Origin of the sequence: Nonomuraea sp. CA-143628 (genome assembly GCF_050942315.1) — a bacterium.
Taxonomy (GTDB): Bacteria; Actinomycetota; Actinomycetes; order Streptosporangiales; family Streptosporangiaceae; genus Nonomuraea.
Genome location: NZ_CP192072.1, coordinates 12,562,692 through 12,580,682, shown reverse-complemented (window position 1 = coordinate 12,580,682; position 17,991 = coordinate 12,562,692). Strand labels below are relative to the sequence as shown.

The window sequence follows — 17,991 nt, the reverse complement described above, 5'->3', positions numbered from 1 at the left end:
CTGAGGGCAGGGCCATAGGCGGCTCTTCAGACGAAAGGAGTAACGGTGCGTATCGCCATACCGTTGTTCGATCGGTTCACAGCGTTGGACGCGGTCGGCCCGTACGAGGTGCTGAAGTTCCTTCCCGATGTTGAGATCGTCTTCGTGGCCGCGGCGTCCGGGCCCATCCGGGACGTGCCGAAGTGGCTGGCCATCACCGCCGACGTCACGTTCGCCGAGGTTGACTCATGCGACGTGCTCGTGGTGCCTGGAGGCCCGGGTAGCAGGGAGCAGTTGAACAACCGCCCGCTTCTGGACTGGATCGGCCGCATGCACGAGGGAAGTTCCTGGACGACCTCGGTGTGCACCGGCTCGTTGTTGCTCGCCGCCGCCGGACTGCTCCACGGGCTGCCTGCGACGACTCATTGGGGAGCTGTCGACGTGCTGGAGTCGTTCGGCGCGACCTACACCCCCGAAAGAGTCGTGTTCCACGGCAAGATCGTGACCGCCGCCGGCGTCTCCTCCGGTATCGATATGGCGCTGGCGCTTGTGGCGCGCATCGCTGACCAGACAACCGCAGAGGCTGTGCAACTCGCCATCGAGTACGACCCCCAACCGCCCTTCGACGCGGGCTCACCGGCGAAGGCGCCTCAGGCCGCCAAAGACCTGCTCGCTCGTGGAATCCGCTGAAGGGGGTTCGGCCCCGAACGTACGGGCGTCCGGGGCCGGTCAATGGCGAGAACGCCGTCAGGAGAGGCGCTGGATGGTCCACATGTTCTGGGAGATCCGGGACGGGTGGCCGCAGCTCGTCGGGTCCCACTGGGTGTTGATGGTGACCCAGCCGACGGGCAGCTGGTTGGAGCAGACGGTCATGATCGTGCCGACGGGCTGGTCATAGTAGGACGCGATGTTCCACACGTTGTAGGTGATCCTTGACGGATTTCCGCAGCGCGTCGGATCCCAGAAGTCGTTCGTCTTGACCCAGCCGGTGGGCAGGCTTCCGGCGCAGACTGTGTTGACGGCCGCGCCGGCCGGGCTGACAGGCAGGAACAGGAGCGCGGTCAATGCGCTCAAGATCACACTGATGAACTTGAGGCTTTTCACGGTCTTACCCCCTTCGACTCGGACCTCCGCCGGTACGGCGGCTGGCTTGATCACCATTCGCCTCGAGCGGCGCGCTGGATGAGATCCGCCGTGAGTCGGTAGGAACCGCACGATCGCTCGAGCGCGGTCCGCGACACCCCTCAATGCTGGATCAGACCGCCGACCGGGACGGGAGCGACGTGGCCGGTCGCCGGAACGGTCTGCGCCAGGGCGAGGCCGATGTCGACGAGCGAGGATCGACGCCGACAAGCGACGTCGGCGATGATCACCCTTGAGTCCACGCCCAGCAGGCGTTCGACCACCGCGTCGTAGCCGGTCTCCTCGGCGACCTCCCGGCTCACCGCGTCGCGGCATGGCATGATTCATCGCGATCACTCGACACAATGGGGGAGCTTCTGAATGAATGCCAAGGCGCTGGTATTCGCTGGGTTACTTATGGTCGGCTCCGGCATTCTCACAGGTATCCTTCCGGTCACCTCGGGGGGAGAGAAATGCGGGTCGGCTTTCGTGGGACTTGCGCAGGATGAGTCTCTTCCAGAGTTCTCTGAAGAATCCATGACGGCCGGATGCGACGACATTCGGAATCTTGTGAATATTCCAGCGATCGTCCTTATGACAGCCGGTGGTGCCACACTCTGTGCGGCAGGCGCGACACGCTGGCGCATCAGCCTGGCAAAAGGCTGAAGGCCTTCCGTGATCCAGGTTCTAGGCAGGCCGGCGTCGCTTCGATCTGGATGATCAGATGGGCAGGGTCGCGGCCAGTGGTGCGCCGATCTGGATGTTGAAGTACGCCACGAGATCGTCTCCGTCGGCCGCCCCCCGATCCGCGTCGATGATCACGACCGTCCCGGCCACGATGCCGGCGAAGCCGGTGCCGGATCGCCGGGACTGCTCGATGCGCTCGGTGACCGGCCCGCGAACCGCCTCGGTGAGGAAGGCGAGGCCGTGCGGGAACTCCTCCTTGAGCAGATGCCGTTGCCGCCCTGCCTCGATCCGGCTGCCGATGCCGAACCGTACCGAGACGATCTGATCGTCATGGAGGGTGACGCGGAAGTAGCCGTTCGACTGTGGGCGATTGCAGTTCTGCTGGGGCGGATAGAAGCAGTCGTAACCACCGGCCCGAAGATCGTCCACGGCCGAGCTCATCGTGGTCGCGTAGTGCTCGGCGCCGAACGGCCAGCGCCGCACGGGGTTGTCGCGGGCGGTGACGATGAGTCCGTCGAGTCCGGAATAGCGGTAGTCCGCATGCGTGTCCCGCCACGCGGTCGGAGGGAGGTCGTCGACCGGCCGGTCCATGAGGTCGCGATCGAAGTCGTCGATCTCCTGGCGTACGCGCTCGCCGGTGTCGGGCCAGATCGCGGTCAGCGCCGGTACCGCGGCGGTGGTGACCTGAGCAGCTGTCTCACGGTTCGCCGACTGCTCGGCGGGCGGGAACCATGCCCAAGCGAGACGGTCGTCGTGGTCAAGCAGGAACTGCGCCACTTGCGGGTGGACCGTGTCGGTCTGGTCTCGGTGACCGATCCGGCACCACAGGGCGCGACCGTCCGCATTGGTCCGGACCTGCGCACAGAACCAGCCGGTCTGCGTCAACGGCCGAGTGACGGATCCGGCCGTACCGTTGGCCGGGACGGGTTCGGCTCGTGAGTTCTCGCCCGCTGCTTCGTGGTCGTAGACGCTGTTCGGCGGCAGCGACGGTGGCTCGTCCGATCGGGTGCAGCCGGTCAGCGTGAGCGGGCCGAGGATCATGATCATCGAGGTGATCATGATCGTGCGAAGGGCGGGCCAACGCCGGCGTGCGGTTATGGGGTACGGACGGGACACGGGGCTCATCGAAGCCGCTGGACCACTGGTTCGGCAACTTTGCCATCTTCCTGGTCACAAGTCTCCCCGCGACTCACAGACGGTGGAGGAAGGCCAAGCTTCGCTGCCAGGCGAGCTCGGCCGCTTCTTCGTCATGATCACGCAGGCTCGCGTCCGTGTAGAAGTGCCCGACTCCCGGATAGGTGAAGACCTCCACGACGGATCCCGCGTCCATGGCGGCCTTCTCCCATGCGACGACAGCGGCGGGAAGCGCGAACTCATCCGGATCGGCGACGTGCAGCTGCACGGGAAGGCCGGCCCGCGCTGACGCGGGAATCCCCGTGATGCCGTGCAGAAGCAGCACACCGGCCGTGTCGGGCCGGTCGGGAAGTAGTTCCCCGACCACCCCGGCGCCCATCGAGACGCCGGCGAGGACCGTGCTCGCGGGCATCTTCCGGACCGCGTCGCGGGCTCGCTCCACGATGACCTTCCAGCCGATCCGATTCATCAGGGTGAACCCATGGTCGATCGTCGTGGCGACCTGGCCTTCGTACAGGTCGGCGGTGACCACTTCGTGGCCGGCGGCACGAAAACGCTCAGCGGCGGCGCGTTCGACGGCGCGCAGCCCGTACACGGAATGCAGCAAAACGATGTGAGCCATCCCGCCATTCTCTGTCGCCCCGCTAGGCAAGCCCCTCAAGCTGCCGTACGACCTGCTCCATCGGAGCGGACGCGTCGATTTCCATGGTCGAAGTGGCTCGCAGCAGTGGCTCGACAACGCGAATGTTCTCCAGGATTTCCTCTCGCTCCTCCGGCTGTTTGCCGTACGGATTGCTGGTCCGCGCCATGACCCGGGCCAGTAGCACCTCAGCCGGGGCGCTCAGTAACACGACGTGGTCGAACCACGGGTAGAACTTCGCCTGGTTGCTCTTACAACCTGCCACGAACAAGCCGCCCTTCTCGTGGCCGGCGAGCAGGGCGGACATGGCCTCCTCATGCCATATCCAGTCCGATGACCCGTCCGGGAGGGTGACCCAGTGGCTCCACAGGCCGTAGTCCGTATCCACAACCCGGTGCCCTCGTGAGCTCAATATCTGAAGGGCGGTCGATTTGCCGGCTCCCGACATTCCTGTGATCAAGACCCTCGGCATGGCATCAATCTACGTGCCCCTGAATCAGCCGGAGCCGCCTGCTGGATCAGGGAGATGCTTCCCCAGGCGGGCGAGCGGAGACAGAGCCATGAACACCGGAGACAGGGCCAGAGCGACAGCGGTCAGCAGCAGGCTCGTTCGCAGTCCCAGCGCGCCGGCCAGATAGCCGCCGAGAAGTGACCCGAGCGGGGTCAGGCCCATGCCGACGAAGTTGAGTGTCGCGACGACTCGCCCCTGGATCGGGATCGGGGTGATGGCCTGGCGTACTGTCACGACGGTGACGTCGACCACCTGGCTGAAGACGCCGAACAGGAAGTTGACCGCCATCAGCGCGCCGATCGTGACCGCGGAGGAGCCGCGCAGCGCGGGGACGCACAGCATCACGCCATCGGCGAGCACTGCGGCGGACACCAGTACGGCGCCATACCCGTACCGCCTCGGCAACCTGGCCGACAGCAGGGAACCCACCAGCGCGCCCGGCCCCATCGCCGCCAGTACGAGCCCGACGGCGGCGCCCGACAGATGCAGCGTACGTGGCAAGAAGAGCAGATAGATGGTCATCACGGCGGCGAAGGAGAACTGGAAGAGGGCCGAGGCGATCCCTACCGCCCGCAATGAGGCGTCGTTGACGACGAGGCGCAGACCCTCGTGGATCTGCCGCCACACGCGCGCCTGCCCTGCGGCCGGCCTGGGCATCGACTCGGGCCGACGGATCCGCCGGATCGACAGGACGGACAGGGTGAGGAAGAAGGCGCTCGCCAGAATGGCGATCGGCGCGGTGACGAGCGACACCAGCGCGCCGCCGATCGCGGGGCCGGCGATCTGCGTGGCGGATCTGCTGGCTTCGAGCGCGCTGGTGCCCTGGGTGAGCTGGTCGCGTTTCACCAGTCGTACGAGGGAGGTCTGGTAGGCCACGTCGAAGTACACGGTGAGGGCACCGACGAGGAAGGCGACCAGGACGAGCAGTGGGATGTCGAGCATGCCGAGGAGGTAGAGGACCGGGACGACGGCCAGCACCACGGTACGGCCGACGTCGGCCAGCACCATCACGTCGGTGGAGCGTCGGCGGTCCACCCCGGCGCCGGCGAAGAGCGAGAGCAGCAGGATCGGTGCCTGCTGGACGGCGCGGAGGACGCCGACCTGCTCGGTGTCGGCGCTGAGGGCGACGACGGCGATGAGCGGCAGGATGACCTGGGCGGCCTGAGTTCCCAGTTGGGAAGTGGTCTGGCCGATCCAGAGCCGACGGAAGTCACCCTCTCGCCACACGCTGGGCGGAGTCGGGGCGGGTCCCGTCATCGGCGGCCTCGCATGGGCGAGCGCGCGAGCACGGCAGGGGACGCGAGCACGGCAAGGGAAACGTACGGCACAGGGGTCCTTGAGTCGCTGAGAAGGGTGCCCGTCCCGCAGGATCTGGGCAGGAAGGTGCGCTGTGCCGCAGTTGGAGTGCAGCACGCGGTGACAGGTCGGGAAGTGACCTAGAACGTCAGCGCGTGCTCGGTCGACCGGGCATCTCAGCTCCTCGAAGGATCATTGGCTGCTCGAGACTAGCCGTCGGCCCATACGGCGGACAAGGCAATTTGATGACCTGGCGCTCGGCCGGGGGCGGCACGCTCGCCGCGCGCCGATTATCGCAGGGATTAGTGGTGCGGCTCATCGGTCAAGAGAATGAGGGTCGCGTCGCTGGCCAGGCGCCTGGTGGTACGGTGACCGTGATTGGTGCGGTGCCCAAGCCGACAGCACGGGTTCGATTCCCGTATCCGCTCCACGTCTTCCAGTTGGCCGAGTTTCGACGTCAGCCCCAAGCGAGGGAGACCGGCATGGCAACACCTTCATGGTACGAGTCGCTTCCCGAAGTCATTGGCGAAGCAGAGTATCGAGCGTTGCCCGAGGACATCGCCAGGAACATCGAAATAGTGCATGGGCATGTGATCAAGTGCGAGTCGCCTGCCCCGCAGCACAACCGCATCGCGCGTCGTCTGGCCGGCTCGATGGAAGCCGCCCGGCCGATCAGTGGGCCATGTTTGAGCGTTGAGACCGACATCGACGTGGTGCTCTGGCGGGTTCCCAAATTCACCTTCCGACGTCCGGACGTAGTGGTCTACAGATGCCTGGACGACCCTGGTCAGAAGCCGGATGCGTCCCAGGTCCTGGCCGTCGTCGAGGTCTCCTCACCTGGGACCGTGCGGGAAGATCTCACGGATAAACGCACGCAGTATGCCGCCGCCGGCATTCCGCTCTACCTTCTCGTCATGCTCGACGAGAAGTACGAGATCGTCGAAGTGAAGGAGTTCCATCTCGATGCCGTGGCCTCCGAGTACAGGCTTCATCGGGTGCATCAGACGGAGCTCGAGCTCGAACTACCCATCAGGGTGACCGTCCCGTTCCTCGTACTGACCGCTCCCTGAACGCCGCAATGGCCGAACCACGTGGGTGCTAGAGAAGCTAGCCTGTGGGCTGTGATTCAGAACGATGGCGCCGAACGCACCGATCAGAGCATTCTGACCGGCTTTGGGGGAGATTCCGGTCGCGTGACCTTGCGCCGGATGACCGTCGATGATCAGGACGAGTTCACCGAGCTGGTCAGGGCCAGTGCCGACCTGTTCGGCCCGTACATGTCCCTGCCCACCACGCCGCCGGATTTCCACGCCTTTCTCGGAAAGTTCACCGACCCGCTGCTGGCCGAAGGCCTGGTGGTCTGCTTGCGCGACACCGGTGCCATGGCGGGCAACATCAACATCAACAGCATCATCCGCGGGCGCGCCCAGACCGCCTCCCTCGGCTATGCGGCTTTCGCCCCCACCGCCGGTCAGGGGTACATGTCCGAAGGGCTCCGCCTGGCGATGCGTTACGCGTTCGAGGAACTGCGCCTCCACCGGCTGGAAGCCCAGATCCAGCCCGGCAATCAGGCCTCCCTGAAGCTGGTCCAACGCCACGGGTTCCGCAGCGAGGGTTGCTCACCGGAGCTGCTCTTCATCGACGGCGCCTGGCGGGATCACGAACGGTGGGTCATCACCAACGCCATGGCCGGCATGGTTCCCAGCGAGCCGCATCCGACCCAGCCTGCGCGTTGAGGAACAGCCCATCGAGCTATGAGCGGCTTGTCGAGCAGGCCGTACAGGCATCCCTCAGCGGGTGGGACTTCGGCTGGCTGAGCGGGCGGACGAGCGGTGGACAACCGTCGTGGGTGTACGCCGAGCGAGCCTCGTCGCTCCTTCCAACGGCGCGGCGACTGCTCGACATGGACACCGGCGGAGGTGAGCTGCTCGCTTCGCTGTCTCCGCTTCCCCGGCACACGGTCGCCATGGAGGGCTGGCTGCCCAACATCCCCATCGCCGGCAAGCGGCTGAGAGCGTCGCGGGTGGCGGTATTGGGCGCTGCCGCCGATCGGATTCCCGTCCGCGAGGCCACCTTCGACCTGGTGCTCAACAGGCACGGCGCGCTGAACGCCGCCGAGATCGCGCGCGTTCTCGTCCCGAATGGGCGGCTGCTCACCCAGCAAGTAGGCAGCTGTAATGGGTTGGAGCTGAATGACGCCCTGGGCGCACCGCCTCCGATCGATCCGGCGAGCTGGACATTGGAAGTCGCGGTCGATCGGCTCCGCGACGCCGGGCTGCGGGTGCTGGACGCCCGCGAGGAGATGGTCGACTACGTCTTTCACGACATCGGCGCTGTCGTCTTCCAATTGCGCGCGGTTCCATGGCAGGTCCGAGACTTCGACCTCAACCGTTATGACCAGCGGCTACGCGCGCTCCATGAGCGCATCTGCGCCCAGGGCGCTTTCACCGCCCGCGATCACCGCTTCCTCATCGAAGCCGAGCACCCCTAAAGGAGCTTCGAGTACAGGTACATGTCGCGACGTTCACCGCCCACCTCCTGCCAGCTGCGCAGGAGCCCTTCTCGGAGGAATCCCGCTCCCTCGGCGGCCTTCCAGGACGGCGTGTTCCACGGCTCCACGTGCAACTGCAGTCGTGGAATCCGCAGCCGCTCCAAGCCCCACGACGAGATGGCCCGCAGGGCGGTGCCGGCGACGCCTTGGCCGCGGGCCGACTTCGCCACCCAGTAACCCACCGAAGCCCGCCCCTGCAGACCCGGCCACAATCCGATCTGACCCACGGCTCGGTCATCGCCCAGGTGAGCGATCGCGAAGGAGTAGCCGATCCCGTCGGCGGCCTTGCTCCACTGACGTTGGATGAAGGCGATGCCCTCGGCGGCCGAGTAATTCGGTGGCACGCTGGTGACCAGGGGGATGTAGGCGTCTTCGGAAGCCTCCTGCACCGCCACGACGTCGTCCAGCCGCCATGGGCGAAGCAGGAGCCTCTCGCCTGCCGGAAGTTCGGGAACTATCACCATTCCCGCATCATGCCACCCGTCAGCCCTTGAGGCCGGTCGTGGAGATGCCCTCGGTGATGCGTCGCTGGAAGATGAGGAAGAAGCCCAGGATCGGCACGAGCGACAATACGGCCATGGCCAGCATGGGCCCCCACGTGGAGCCGCTGCTGGAGTCGAGGAAGGCCCGCAGCGCCAGCGGCACCGTGTACGTCGAGACGTCGCTCAGGTAGACGAGCTGGCTGAAGAAGTCGTCCCAGGTCCAGATGAAGGTGAAGATCGCGGTGGTGATCAGCGCGGGACTCGACAGGGGCAGGATGATCCGCCAGTACACCTGGATCGGCCCGCAGCCGTCGATCCTGGCCGCGTCGTCGAGCTCCCTGGGCAGCGACCGGATGAACTGCACCATCAGGAAGACGAAGAATCCGTCCACGGCCAGGAACTTCGGCACGATCAGCGGCAGGAACGTGTCGACCCACCCCAGCGCTTTGAACAGGGTGTACTGCGGCACGATCAGCACGTGGATCGGCAGCATGATCGACCCGAGCATGACGCCGAACCAGACGCCCTTGAACCGGAACGACAGCCTGGCGAACGCGTAGGCCGCCATCGAGCACGACATGACGTTACCGACGACGGCCGCCGTCGCCACGATGAACGAATTGGCGAAGAAGCCGGTGAACGGCACGCCGAGGGCGTTCCAGCCCTCGGTGTAGTTGTCCGTGACGACGGTTTGGGGCACCAGGCCGGGATCGGCGAAGATCTCGTCGTTGGGCTTGAACGACGAGCTGATCATCCAGAACAACGGGTAGAGCATGGCCAGCGCGCCCACGACGATCAGCACGTGAACGGCCCAGCGTGACCTAGTCGGCATAGTGCACCCAGTACCTCGACGAACGGAAGGCCACCGCGGTGAAGACCGCGGTCACGAGGAGCAGGATCCAGGCCAGGGCCGAGGCGTAGCCCATGCGGAAGTTCCCGAACCCCTCCTGGTAGATGTAGAGCGTGTAGAAGAGCGTGGAGTCCGCGGGGCCGCCCGTCCCGCCGCTGAGGATGAACGCCGGGGTGAACGCCTTGAACGCGTTGACCGTCTGCAGCACCAGGTTGAAGAAGATGATCGGGCTGAGCATGGGCAGCGTGATCCGGAAGAAGGCCCGCACCTTGCCGGCCCCGTCGACCGCCGCGGCGTCGTACAGCTCGGCCGGGATCTGCTTGAGGCCGGCCAGGAAGATCAGCATGGGCGAGCCGAACTGCCAGATGTGCAGCGCCACCAGGGTGTAGATGGCGTACTGAGGCGTGGAGATCCAGCTCGGCCCGACGATCCCGAAGGCCGACAGCACGTCGTTGACCAGCCCGTCCGGCCCGAAGATCTGCCGCCACAGGATGGCGACCGCCACGCTGCCGCCCAGCAGCGACGGCAGGTAGTAGGCCGCGCGGTACACGCCCACCCCGCGCATGGGCCGGTTCAGCAGCACCGCCACGAGCAGGGCGAAACCGCCCGAAAGCGGCACCGAGGCGACCACGTAGATCATCGTGACCCGCACCGCGTTGCCGAAGTGTGGATCGTCCATGATCCGCGCGTAGTTGTCCAGACCCACCCACGACGGCGTCGTGAGCAGGTCGAAGTCGGTGAACGAGAGGAACAGCGAGGCCAGGATCGGCCCGCCGGTCAGCAGGAGCAGCCCCGCGAACCACGGCAACAGGAAGAGGTACGCCGACCGCCCTTCTCTCCTCTTGGCCGTTATTTCAGTACGCGGCGCGCTTCGTCGAAGAATCGGGACACCCCCTCAGCGACGGACAGCTTCCCGAAGCCCACCTGCTGGTTGATGTTCATGAGCACCTTGTTGTGCAGTTCGCCCGCGCCGAGCGGCTGCGGAGGCGGCAAGGGGCCGACCTTGTCGGAGAGCGACTCGATGTAGGCGTACACGAGCTTCTCCGACGGCGACGCCTTCGGCTCCAGCGCCGCCCGGATCGCCGAAGAAGGCGGTACGCCGCGCTCCGAGCCGAGCGGCGTGGCCACATCCACGTCGCTGACCAGCGCGTTGACCAGCGCGATGGCGTCCTGTGGCCGTTTGGTGGCCGAGCTGACCGTGAGCAGCATGGACGGCTTGTAGTACTGGCCAGGCTTGTCCCCGGTGGGGAAGGCGTGGACCGCTATGTCGTCCTTGGTGACGCTCATGTAGGCGGTGAGCTGGTTGGACCAGGCCCAGTCCATCACCGCCTTGCGGGTGGCGACCAGGCTGTTCTGCACATCGCCCAAGGCCGTCGCCTGCACGTCGGGCGGGGCCGCCGCGCCCGCCTTGCGTAGCCCGTCCCAGAACGTGAACCACTCGGTGAGGTCCTTCTCGTCGTAGGCGAGCTTGCCGTCGGCGGTGAAGAACATCTTGCCGCGCTCCAGCAGCCAGTTCTCGAACGCGCCGCCGTCCTGGGCGCCGTCCTCGCTGGCGTAGACGCCCTTGGGCGCCTTCTCGGCGATCTTCTTGGACAGTTCGCCGAACTCCGGCCAGGTGAAGGTCTCGGGCACCTCGACGCCGATCTCCTTGGCCAGCGTTCTGTTCCAGATGAGGGCCATGGAGTTGATGCCGAAGTTGACGCCGTACTGCTTGCCGTCGATCTTCCCGGCGTCGACGACGTCCTTCGCGAAGCCGGACAGGTCCAAGCCCTTGCCGAGGTATGGACCCAGGTCGAGCAGGCTGCCACGCCGGGCGTACTCCCCGATGTAGGAGTAGTCCATCTGGATCACGTCGGGGGCGTTGCCGCCGGCGGTCTGCGTGGCCAGCTTCTCCCAGTAGCCGTCCCAGCCGGAGAACTGTGTCCTGACCTGGACACCGGGCCGCTTCTTACGGAACGCCGCGAGGGCCTGCTGGGTGGCGTTGTGCCTGGCGGTGCTGCCCCACCAGGCGAACTGCATGCTGGCCGCCCCGCCCGATCCGCCGCCGCCACCCGCGCAGCCCGTCAGGGCTAACGCCCCGGCGGCCACACCGACCTGCAGGAATCCACGTCGGCTCAGATCGCTCATGGCCACGTCCGTTCGTAACACCCAGGCAATATTTAACTTAGGACGGTAATGAAAGGGCTACGGGACGTCAATCGTTTGCAGTGGGTTGTTTCCCCCGTAAAACCAGCCCCACCCGTGTTGGGCGGAAAGTTGACCTCACGTCCGGATCTCGGCATCGTGAACCGGGTGACCAGCGATGAGACGCGGGACGGAGTGTCGCTGACCAATCTCGACCAGCCGCTGTTCGACGGATCGAACGCGACCAAACGGGATCTGGTCGACTACCTGGACGCGGTACGCGACCGCATCATCCCGGTCCTGCGGGACCGCGCGCTGTCGGTGATCCGCGTACGGCCCGGCCAGGCGCCGTTCATGCAGAAGAACGTGCCCAAGTACGCCCCCGACTGGATCCGTACGATCTCCGTCTGGGCCGAGGCGTCACACCGGCAGGTGTCCTACGCCCTGTGCGACGACCGCAGGACCCTGCTCTGGTTCGCCAACCAGCGGGCGGTCGAATACCACCCGGCGCTGTTCCGCGGCGAGCATCCCACCCATCTCGTGCTCGACCTCGACCCGCCGGAAGGGGACGCGTTCCCGCAGGTCGTCCAGGCCGCCCGGCTGGTACGCCAGGCCCTCGACGACACGGGGCTGGCCGGAGCGGTGAAGACCAGCGGGGCGAAGGGGCTGCACGTCTTCGTGCCCGTGGTGGAGGGGACCGCGATGGACGACCTGGCCGCGGCCACCCGAGCCCTCGCCGCGCGCGCCGAGCGCGTCGACCCGGCGCTGGCCACCACGGCGTTCATCCGTGAGGACCGCGAGGGCAAGGTGTTCCTCGACTCGACCCGGGCGGGTGGGGCGACGGTGGCGGCCGCCTACAGCCCGCGCATTCGTCCGGGTACGCCGGTCTCGTTCCCGGTGGCGTGGGAGGACCTTGACCGGGTCGTGCCGTCCGACTTCACCGTCCACACCGCCGCGCGGCTGCTCGCCGACGGCGATCCCTGGGCGGAGCTCATGCCGGAGCCGCAGCGGCTGCCCGCGGACCTGGTCGAGGAGGGGCACACGATCCCGATCGCCCGCGTCCAGGCGATGCACGAGGGCAAGCGCCGGGCGAAGGCCAGAAGAGAGGGTTGATCACAGGGTGTACGCGAACGCCGCTTCCGCGATCACCAGCAGTGGCACGAGCGGCACGGCGTACAGGGCGGCCTGGCGAGCGCCCGTGTGCCGCTCGGGAATGGCCGTGAGCAGGGCGAGCAGCACCGCGCAGCCGATCGGCGCGAGCAGCCAGGTCGAGAGGGTGATCGTGCCCCACGTGCTGGCCGCGTCGCATTCCGCGGTCTGGTCATAGGTCAGCGCGCCGAGTTCGCACGCCTTGTCCCCGAGGAGCGACACGGCCATCCAGGCGACGAAGCCCGCCAGCCAGATGACGACGGCGAGGACGGAGACCAACGCGACGGTCGTACCGCTCGGCGAAGTCGTCCGGCTGAAGGACGGGGAGGGGGCGATCACGCCAGGACTCTAATGCTGATCAACCTCGGCGGGGCCGACTTTGATCAACCTGGCGCCCGGCGGACGGTCCTCAGCGCCCGATCGCCACCGAACGACCCGCCGCGCGACGTGGCGCGGCGCCTAGAGTCCTCACCGCACGACCGCCACCCCGCCTGCGGGGACCTCGCCCGTGAACGGGCCGCCGGTCAGCAGGTCCGTGCCGGTCAGGCCGGGCACTGTGACAGGCGCGTCGCCGTGGTTGATGAGGAAGACGCAGGCGCCGCGCCGTACCAGCTCCAGGGTGTCGGGCAGGTCGCGCGGCCGGGAGACGCCCGCGCGGTCGAGCACCTCGCCCAGCAGGGCGCGCAGGTCGTCGCCGCCGAGCGCGGCGGCCAGGTAGCTCGCCGTGCCGCCGCCGAACGCGTTGGCGGTCATGGCGGGATGCCCGGCGTCGGGGCCGTCGGTGAAGTGCCGCACAGCCGCCGCGCGTTCGAGGCGGACCCGCTCGGACCAGATCCGGCCGGTGGCGCCGCCGGTGAGCGTCACGGTCTCCAGCTCGCGCAGCGGGTGGAACTCCTCGACCGACAGCCCGAGCACCTCGCGCAGCGCGCCGGGGTAGGCGCCCGCGTGGACGGTGTCGTTCTCGTCGACGATGCCGGAGAAGTACGAGACGAGCAGGTGGCCGCCCGCCTCGACATAGCGCTGCAGGTTCTTGGCCGAGCCTTCGGCGAGCAGGTACGAGCTCGGCACAACAACCAGCCTGTATCCCGAAATATCGGCGGAAGGGTGGACGAAGTCCACCGTGACGTGCTCCCGCCAGAGCGCCTCGTAGAAGGCGTCCACGCGTTCGCGGAAGCGCAGGTCGCCCGAGGGCCGCCACTCCAGCTCCAGCGCCCAGTACGACTCCCAGTCCCAGACCATCGCCACCTCGCTCGTGACCCGCTCGCCCTTGACCGGGGCCAGCCGGCGCACGTCGGCGCCGAGCGAGACGACGTCGCGCCAGATCTGCGAGTCGGTCCCCGCGTGCGGGATCATCGCCGAGTGCCACTTCTCGGCGCCGTACCGCGAGGCCCGCCACTGGAAGAACAGCACCGAGTCCGAGCCCCTGGCGACGTGGGCGAGGCTGTTGCGGCGCATCTCACCGGGCCGCTTGGCGATGCCGCGCGGCTGCCAGCTGATCGCGCTCGTCGAGTGCTCCATGAGCAGCCACGGCCCGCCGCCGGCCAGGGAGCGGCTCAGGTCGGCCGACATGGCGAGCTGGATGTGGTTGTCGGGCTGCTCGCCGTTCAGGTAGTGGTCGTTGGCGATGACGTCCAGCTCGGGGGCCCATCGCCACAGGTCCATCGACTTGCAGTTGACCGTGCCCGCGAAGTTGGTGGTGACCGGTTTGCCGCTCCGGCGCAGGATGTCGCGCTGCAGCCGGTAGTGCGACAGGTGCTCCTCGTTGGCGAAACGGGCGTAGTCGAGGCGCTGCGCCGGGTTGACCACGGTATGACTCCACCGGGGCGCGTCGATCTCTTCCCATTCGCCGTAGTGCTGGCCCCAGAAGGCGGTGCCCCAGGAGGTGTTGAGCGCGTCGAGGCTCTCGTACCGGTGCCGGAGCCAGTCGCGCCAGGCGGCCACGCTCGACTCGCAGTAGCACTCGCCGAGCGGCGCCCCGTACTCGTTGTGCACATGCCACATCACCACGGCGGGATGCTCGCCGTAGCGGGCCACCAGCCGCTCGGCCAGTCGCGCGCTGGCCGCGCGGAACGCCGGGTGGCTGGAGCAGGCGGTCTCGCGCGCGCCCGCGCCGACGCGCAGGCCCTCGCGGGTCATGGGGGAGGCGTCGGGATACTTTCTGGCGAACCAGGCGGGCGGCACCGTGGTCGGGGTGCCCAGGTTCACCGAGATGCCCGCGCTGTGCAGGCGGTCGATGATGGTGTCGAGCCAGCCGAACTCGTACACGCCCTCGGCGGGCTCCATCAGCACCCACGCGAAGATGCCCAGGCTGACCAGGTTCACCCCGGCTTGCCGCATCAGCCGTACGTCCTCCTCCTGCACCTCCAGCGGCCACTGTTCCGGGTTGTAGTCCCCGCCGAACGCGATGCCCTCGATCATGTAAGTCCCCCCGTTTTTCATGCCTTGACGGCGCCGCTGCTGAGGTCGGTGCGCCAGAACCGCTGCATCGTGAGAAAGAGCGCGATCAGCGGAATGAGTGCCAGAAACGTCCCGGTGAGGATGAGGTTGTAGAGACTCGGATGGTTGGCCCCGGCGGCCAGCATCGTGTAGAGCCCGACCGTCAGCGGGAACTTGCCGTCGTCGCCGAGCATGATGAACGGCAGCAGGAAGTTATTCCAGATCGCCACGAACTGAAACAGGAAGATGGTCACCATCCCCGGCCCCATCAGCGGCAACGCCACCCGGGTCAGCAGCGTCCAGTGCGAGGCCCCGTCGATGCGCCCGGCTTCGAGCAGCGAGTCGGGAATGGCAGCGCCGGCGTACACGCGGGCCAGATAGATGCTGTACGGATGCAGGATCTGCGGCAGCAGAACCGACCAGTACGTGTCCGCCAGCCCGACCTTGGCGAACAGCAGATATTGCGGGATCGCCAGCACCACCGCGGGCACCAGGATGCCGCCGATCAGGATGTTGAAGATCAGGTTCCGGCCGGCGAAGCGATACTTGGCCAGCGTGTAGCCCGACACCGCGGACACGGCGGTCGACAGCAGCGCCCCGCCCCCCGCGTACAGCAGGGTGTTGAGCATCCACAGCCAGAACACCCCGTCCCGATAGGCGGCGAGATCGGCCAGGTTCTGGAAGAACCCGGTGCCGGGGGAGAACGTCGAGGTCGAGAACAGCTCGCCGGACGTCTTCGTGGCGGCGATCACCACCCAGCTCACAGGGAACAGGCAGTACACCGCGCCGACCAGCAGAACGCCGGTCGGGACCAGCCCGAGCGGTCCGTACGCAGAAGTGGAGCGGGCCATCAGGTCTCCCCGAACGCGCGGTTCTTCACCACGCGCAGGAACCCGAACGACAGCACCAGCGAGATTCCGGCGATCACTACGGCCGTGGCCGCCGCCGAATACAGGTCACCGGTCACGAAGGCGTCCCGGTAGATCTTCATCAGGGGACTCCAGGTCGAGCTGATCGTGTTCGTGAGCGGCCGGAGCGCGGTGGGCTCGGTGAACACCTGGATCGTGGCGATGACCGAGAAGACGGTGACCAGGATGATCGCCGGAGCCAGGATCGGGATCTTGACCCGCAGCGCGATCTGCAGCTCGGACGCGCCGTCGATGCGCGCCGCCTGATAGAGGTCTTGGGGCACAGCCCGCAGGTTCGTGTAGAGCACCAGCATGTTGAAGCCCGTGCCGCCCCAGACCGCCACGTTGGCCATCGAGTACACGACCGCGCTCTGGCTCAGCGGCGCGACCCCGAACAGCTCGCTGATCGGGCTGACGCTCGGCAAGTAGAGGAAGCCCCACATCAGGCTGGCGGCCACGCCCGGCACCGCGAACGGCAGGAAGATCGCGATCCGGGAGAAGCGCGCCAGCCGTACCCTGGCCGCGTCCAGCATCAGCGCGAACACCAGCGCCAGCCCCAGCATCACGACCAGGACCAGCAGGCCGTAGCCGAGCACCCGCAGCCAGCCGGTCCACAACTCGCCGTCGCCGATGGCGGCGGCGTAGTTGTCGAGGCCCACGAAGATCTCCCGCTTCGACCCCTTGCCGAGCCCGAGCCCCGACACCTTGGTCCGGCGCAGGCTGAGGTAGACGGTGTAGCCGATCGGCAGGGCCAGGAACAGGGCGAACAGGGTGACGGCCGGGGTCAGGAACAGGTACGGCGCCCAGCTTTTCCTTGTGGTCATTGGGCGAGCTTGAAGCCGGACTTGGTCATGTCCGCGACCGTGGCGTCCTGGACGCTCTGGAGAGCGCCGCTGAAGGAGGTCTTGTTCAGCGCGGCCTTGTCGAAGGCGTCCTTGAAGGCGTTGTAGGCCACGTTGACGTTCGGGCCGAAGGTGAAGCCGCGCGCTCCCGCGCCGAACCCGGCCGCCTGCTTCCAGAAGTCGGGGATGTTGGAGAAGTACGCGGGCGGCTCGGAGAGCAGGTCGGCGCCCTTGGTCGCGGCGGGATAGACGGAGCCCTCCTTCACCAGCAGGGCGAGCGCTTCAGGATCGCTGTTGAGCCACGTGGCGAAGGTGGCGGCGGCCTCCTTGTTCTTGGAACCCGCTGACACGGAGACGGCCGAGCCGCCCCAGAAGCCGCTGAAGTTCTCGCCGGCGTTCCACTGCGGCAGCTGCGCGATCGCCCACTTGCCCTTGGACTTGGGCGCGTTGGTCGACAGCGGGCCGGGCGCCCAGATGGCCGACGGCCAGGTCAGGAGCTTGCCGTCGTTCAGAGCCTTGTTCCACTCGGGGGTGAAGTAGGGCATGTTGTCGATGACGCCCTCTTTGACCAGGCCGCCCCAGTAGTCGGCGAGCTTCTTGCTGGGCTCGTCGTTGATGGCGACCTTCCACGCCTCGCCGCTGATCGACCACCACTGCCCGCCCGCCTGCTGGGCCAGGCCCGCGAAGGAGCCCGGGTCTTTGCTGGAGAACGTGCCGAGGTACACCTTCGGGTCCTTCGCGTGCACGGTCCTGGCCGCGTCGGCGTACTCCTGCCAGGTCTTCGGTACGGCTATGCCGTACTTCTTGAACAGGTCTTCGCGGTAGTAGAGCAGCATCGGGCCGCTGTCCTGCGGGATGCCGTAGACCGCGTCGGTGCCGAGCGTGACCAGCCCCCAGATGCCCTCGCTGAACTGCGCCTTCACCGGATCCGCCGCCGTCTTGATGTCCGCCACCGCCTCGGCCGCCACGAACGACGGCAGCGCCTGGTACTCCGCCTGGACGAGATCCGGCGGGTTCCCGGCCTTGGCGGCGGTGAGGAACTTGGTGGCCGAGTCGTCCCCGCCCGCCTGGGTGCTGGAGGTGACCTGGATGTCGGGATGCGCCTTGTTCCAGACCGCGACGACCTTGTCCATGCCGGGCACCCAGTTCCAGTAGGTCAGGGCGACCTTCTGGGCCTTCTGTGCGGTGGAGCTCGACGGGGCGGCGCTCTGCTGAGCACCACCGCTGGAGCAGCCGGCCACGAGGGTGACGGCCGCGGCGACAGCGGCAAGCCTGTTCAT

21 protein-coding genes are annotated in these 17,991 nt (G+C 67.2%); 6 read left to right on the top strand and 15 right to left on the bottom strand.

Features of this window, described 5'->3' with window-relative positions; translation table 11 throughout:
• Positions 1 to 45: 45 nt before the first annotated feature.
• Positions 46 to 669: a DJ-1/PfpI family protein gene (locus tag ACQP2T_RS57060; protein WP_433513060.1), complete on the top strand. Its 624-nt coding sequence runs from the start codon at positions 46 to 48 to the stop codon at positions 667 to 669.
• 57 nt (positions 670 to 726) lie between these two features.
• On the opposite strand, the gene ACQP2T_RS57055 is transcribed toward ACQP2T_RS57060, so the two are convergent.
• Positions 727 to 1,083: a hypothetical protein gene (locus tag ACQP2T_RS57055; RefSeq protein WP_433513059.1), complete on the bottom strand. Its 357-nt coding sequence runs from the start codon at positions 1,081 to 1,083 to the stop codon at positions 727 to 729.
• Positions 1,084 to 1,223: 140 nt separating this feature from the next.
• Positions 1,224 to 1,442, bottom strand: a complete 219-nt coding sequence (locus tag ACQP2T_RS57050) for a hypothetical protein (RefSeq protein ID WP_433513058.1) — start codon at positions 1,440 to 1,442, stop codon at positions 1,224 to 1,226.
• A gap of 40 nt (positions 1,443 to 1,482) precedes the next feature.
• Here ACQP2T_RS57050 and ACQP2T_RS57045 point away from each other — a divergent pair, with 40 nt between their 5' ends.
• Positions 1,483 to 1,767, top strand: coding sequence for a hypothetical protein (locus tag ACQP2T_RS57045; RefSeq protein ID WP_433513057.1), 285 nt, complete (start codon positions 1,483 to 1,485; stop codon positions 1,765 to 1,767).
• A 54-nt stretch (positions 1,768 to 1,821) separates the two neighbouring features.
• Here ACQP2T_RS57045 and ACQP2T_RS57040 read toward each other — a convergent pair whose 3' ends face one another.
• From ACQP2T_RS57040 to ACQP2T_RS57025, 4 genes are all read right to left on the bottom strand, one after another.
• On the bottom strand, positions 1,822 to 2,835 hold the full coding sequence (locus ACQP2T_RS57040; protein ID WP_433513056.1) for a hypothetical protein: 1,014 nt from the start codon (positions 2,833 to 2,835) through the stop codon (positions 1,822 to 1,824).
• Between the two features lie 142 nt (positions 2,836 to 2,977).
• Positions 2,978 to 3,544 carry a dienelactone hydrolase family protein gene (locus ACQP2T_RS57035; protein ID WP_433513055.1) on the bottom strand — a complete coding sequence of 189 codons (567 nt, stop codon included), beginning with the start codon at positions 3,542 to 3,544 and terminating at the stop codon, positions 2,978 to 2,980.
• A 22-nt stretch (positions 3,545 to 3,566) separates the two neighbouring features.
• Positions 3,567 to 4,010 (bottom strand): AAA family ATPase, encoded by a 444-nt coding sequence (locus ACQP2T_RS57030; protein WP_433519973.1) that lies wholly within the window; start codon positions 4,008 to 4,010, stop codon positions 3,567 to 3,569.
• 48 nt (positions 4,011 to 4,058) lie between these two features.
• On the bottom strand, positions 4,059 to 5,330 hold the full coding sequence (locus ACQP2T_RS57025) for an MFS transporter (protein ID WP_433513054.1): 1,272 nt from the start codon (positions 5,328 to 5,330) through the stop codon (positions 4,059 to 4,061).
• A gap of 284 nt (positions 5,331 to 5,614) precedes the next feature.
• Between ACQP2T_RS57025 and ACQP2T_RS57020 the strand changes: the two genes are divergently transcribed.
• Genes ACQP2T_RS57020 through ACQP2T_RS57010 form a run of 3 tightly spaced genes read left to right on the top strand, consistent with a single transcriptional unit; the run spans position 5,615 to position 7,860 of the window.
• Complete coding sequence (locus ACQP2T_RS57020; RefSeq protein ID WP_433513053.1) at positions 5,615 to 6,439, top strand: Uma2 family endonuclease; 825 nt, start codon at positions 5,615 to 5,617, stop codon at positions 6,437 to 6,439.
• A gap of 51 nt (positions 6,440 to 6,490) precedes the next feature.
• Complete coding sequence (locus ACQP2T_RS57015) at positions 6,491 to 7,105, top strand: GNAT family N-acetyltransferase (RefSeq protein ID WP_433513052.1); 615 nt, start codon at positions 6,491 to 6,493, stop codon at positions 7,103 to 7,105.
• Positions 7,102 to 7,860, top strand: coding sequence for a methyltransferase domain-containing protein (locus ACQP2T_RS57010; protein ID WP_433513051.1), 759 nt, complete (start codon positions 7,102 to 7,104; stop codon positions 7,858 to 7,860). Before ACQP2T_RS57015 ends, ACQP2T_RS57010 begins: the two co-directional genes overlap by 4 nt.
• Here ACQP2T_RS57010 and ACQP2T_RS57005 read toward each other — a convergent pair.
• The 4 genes from ACQP2T_RS57005 to ACQP2T_RS56990 are packed head-to-tail and all read right to left on the bottom strand — an operon-like array spanning position 7,857 to position 11,379.
• Entirely contained in the window at positions 7,857 to 8,384 is a 528-nt protein-coding gene (locus tag ACQP2T_RS57005) for a GNAT family N-acetyltransferase (RefSeq protein ID WP_433513050.1), read from the bottom strand. The genes ACQP2T_RS57010 and ACQP2T_RS57005 overlap by 4 nt on opposite strands.
• Positions 8,385 to 8,403: 19 nt before the next feature.
• Positions 8,404 to 9,234, bottom strand: coding sequence for a carbohydrate ABC transporter permease (locus ACQP2T_RS57000; RefSeq protein ID WP_433513049.1), 831 nt, complete (start codon positions 9,232 to 9,234; stop codon positions 8,404 to 8,406).
• Positions 9,224 to 10,135: a carbohydrate ABC transporter permease gene (locus tag ACQP2T_RS56995; RefSeq protein ID WP_433519972.1), complete on the bottom strand. Its 912-nt coding sequence runs from the start codon at positions 10,133 to 10,135 to the stop codon at positions 9,224 to 9,226. Before ACQP2T_RS56995 ends, ACQP2T_RS57000 begins: the two co-directional genes overlap by 11 nt.
• Positions 10,102 to 11,379 carry an ABC transporter substrate-binding protein gene (locus ACQP2T_RS56990; RefSeq protein ID WP_433513048.1) on the bottom strand — a complete coding sequence of 426 codons (1,278 nt, stop codon included), beginning with the start codon at positions 11,377 to 11,379 and terminating at the stop codon, positions 10,102 to 10,104. Before ACQP2T_RS56990 ends, ACQP2T_RS56995 begins: the two co-directional genes overlap by 34 nt.
• Positions 11,380 to 11,544: 165 nt before the next feature.
• Between ACQP2T_RS56990 and ACQP2T_RS56985 the strand changes: the two genes are divergently transcribed.
• Entirely contained in the window at positions 11,545 to 12,489 is a 945-nt protein-coding gene (locus tag ACQP2T_RS56985; protein ID WP_433513047.1) for a DNA polymerase domain-containing protein, read from the top strand.
• Here ACQP2T_RS56985 and ACQP2T_RS56980 read toward each other — a convergent pair whose 3' ends face one another.
• The 5 genes from ACQP2T_RS56980 to ACQP2T_RS56960 all read right to left on the bottom strand — a co-directional run bounded on the left by ACQP2T_RS56980 (position 12,490) and on the right by ACQP2T_RS56960 (position 17,991).
• Positions 12,490 to 12,864: a hypothetical protein gene (locus tag ACQP2T_RS56980; RefSeq protein WP_433513046.1), complete on the bottom strand. Its 375-nt coding sequence runs from the start codon at positions 12,862 to 12,864 to the stop codon at positions 12,490 to 12,492.
• A 129-nt stretch (positions 12,865 to 12,993) separates the two neighbouring features.
• Positions 12,994 to 14,943, bottom strand: a complete 1,950-nt coding sequence (locus ACQP2T_RS56975; RefSeq protein ID WP_433513045.1) for a beta-galactosidase — start codon at positions 14,941 to 14,943, stop codon at positions 12,994 to 12,996.
• A 17-nt stretch (positions 14,944 to 14,960) separates the two neighbouring features.
• Positions 14,961 to 15,812, bottom strand: a complete 852-nt coding sequence (locus tag ACQP2T_RS56970) for a carbohydrate ABC transporter permease (RefSeq protein WP_433513044.1) — start codon at positions 15,810 to 15,812, stop codon at positions 14,961 to 14,963.
• Positions 15,812 to 16,693 carry a carbohydrate ABC transporter permease gene (locus ACQP2T_RS56965; RefSeq protein WP_433513043.1) on the bottom strand — a complete coding sequence of 294 codons (882 nt, stop codon included), beginning with the start codon at positions 16,691 to 16,693 and terminating at the stop codon, positions 15,812 to 15,814. Before ACQP2T_RS56965 ends, ACQP2T_RS56970 begins: the two co-directional genes overlap by 1 nt.
• Positions 16,690 to 17,991, bottom strand: a complete 1,302-nt coding sequence (locus ACQP2T_RS56960) for an ABC transporter substrate-binding protein (protein ID WP_433513042.1) — start codon at positions 17,989 to 17,991, stop codon at positions 16,690 to 16,692. Before ACQP2T_RS56960 ends, ACQP2T_RS56965 begins: the two co-directional genes overlap by 4 nt.

Bases quoted from the DNA above. Each gene is read 5' to 3' on its own strand.
- ACQP2T_RS56970 (WP_433513044.1), bottom strand. From the start codon at position 15,812: ATGGCCCGCTCCACTTCTGCGTACGGACCGCTCGGGCTGGTCCCGACC.
- ACQP2T_RS57005 (WP_433513050.1), bottom strand. From the start codon at position 8,384: ATGGTGATAGTTCCCGAACTTCCGGCAGGCGAGAGGCTCCTGCTTCGC.
- ACQP2T_RS57045 (WP_433513057.1), top strand. From the start codon at position 1,483: ATGAATGCCAAGGCGCTGGTATTCGCTGGGTTACTTATGGTCGGCTCC.
- ACQP2T_RS57020 (WP_433513053.1), top strand. From the start codon at position 5,615: ATGACCTGGCGCTCGGCCGGGGGCGGCACGCTCGCCGCGCGCCGATTA.
- ACQP2T_RS56990 (WP_433513048.1), bottom strand. From the start codon at position 11,379: ATGAGCGATCTGAGCCGACGTGGATTCCTGCAGGTCGGTGTGGCCGCC.
- ACQP2T_RS57040 (WP_433513056.1), bottom strand. From the start codon at position 2,835: ATGATCATGATCCTCGGCCCGCTCACGCTGACCGGCTGCACCCGATCG.
- ACQP2T_RS57050 (WP_433513058.1), bottom strand. From the start codon at position 1,442: ATGCCATGCCGCGACGCGGTGAGCCGGGAGGTCGCCGAGGAGACCGGC.
- ACQP2T_RS56975 (WP_433513045.1), bottom strand. From the start codon at position 14,943: ATGATCGAGGGCATCGCGTTCGGCGGGGACTACAACCCGGAACAGTGG.
- ACQP2T_RS57035 (WP_433513055.1), bottom strand. From the start codon at position 3,544: ATGGCTCACATCGTTTTGCTGCATTCCGTGTACGGGCTGCGCGCCGTC.
- ACQP2T_RS56960 (WP_433513042.1), bottom strand. From the start codon at position 17,991: ATGAACAGGCTTGCCGCTGTCGCCGCGGCCGTCACCCTCGTGGCCGGC.
- ACQP2T_RS56965 (WP_433513043.1), bottom strand. From the start codon at position 16,693: ATGACCACAAGGAAAAGCTGGGCGCCGTACCTGTTCCTGACCCCGGCC.
- ACQP2T_RS57000 (WP_433513049.1), bottom strand. From the start codon at position 9,234: ATGCCGACTAGGTCACGCTGGGCCGTTCACGTGCTGATCGTCGTGGGC.
- ACQP2T_RS57030 (WP_433519973.1), bottom strand. From the start codon at position 4,010: ATGTCGGGAGCCGGCAAATCGACCGCCCTTCAGATATTGAGCTCACGA.
- ACQP2T_RS57025 (WP_433513054.1), bottom strand. From the start codon at position 5,330: ATGACGGGACCCGCCCCGACTCCGCCCAGCGTGTGGCGAGAGGGTGAC.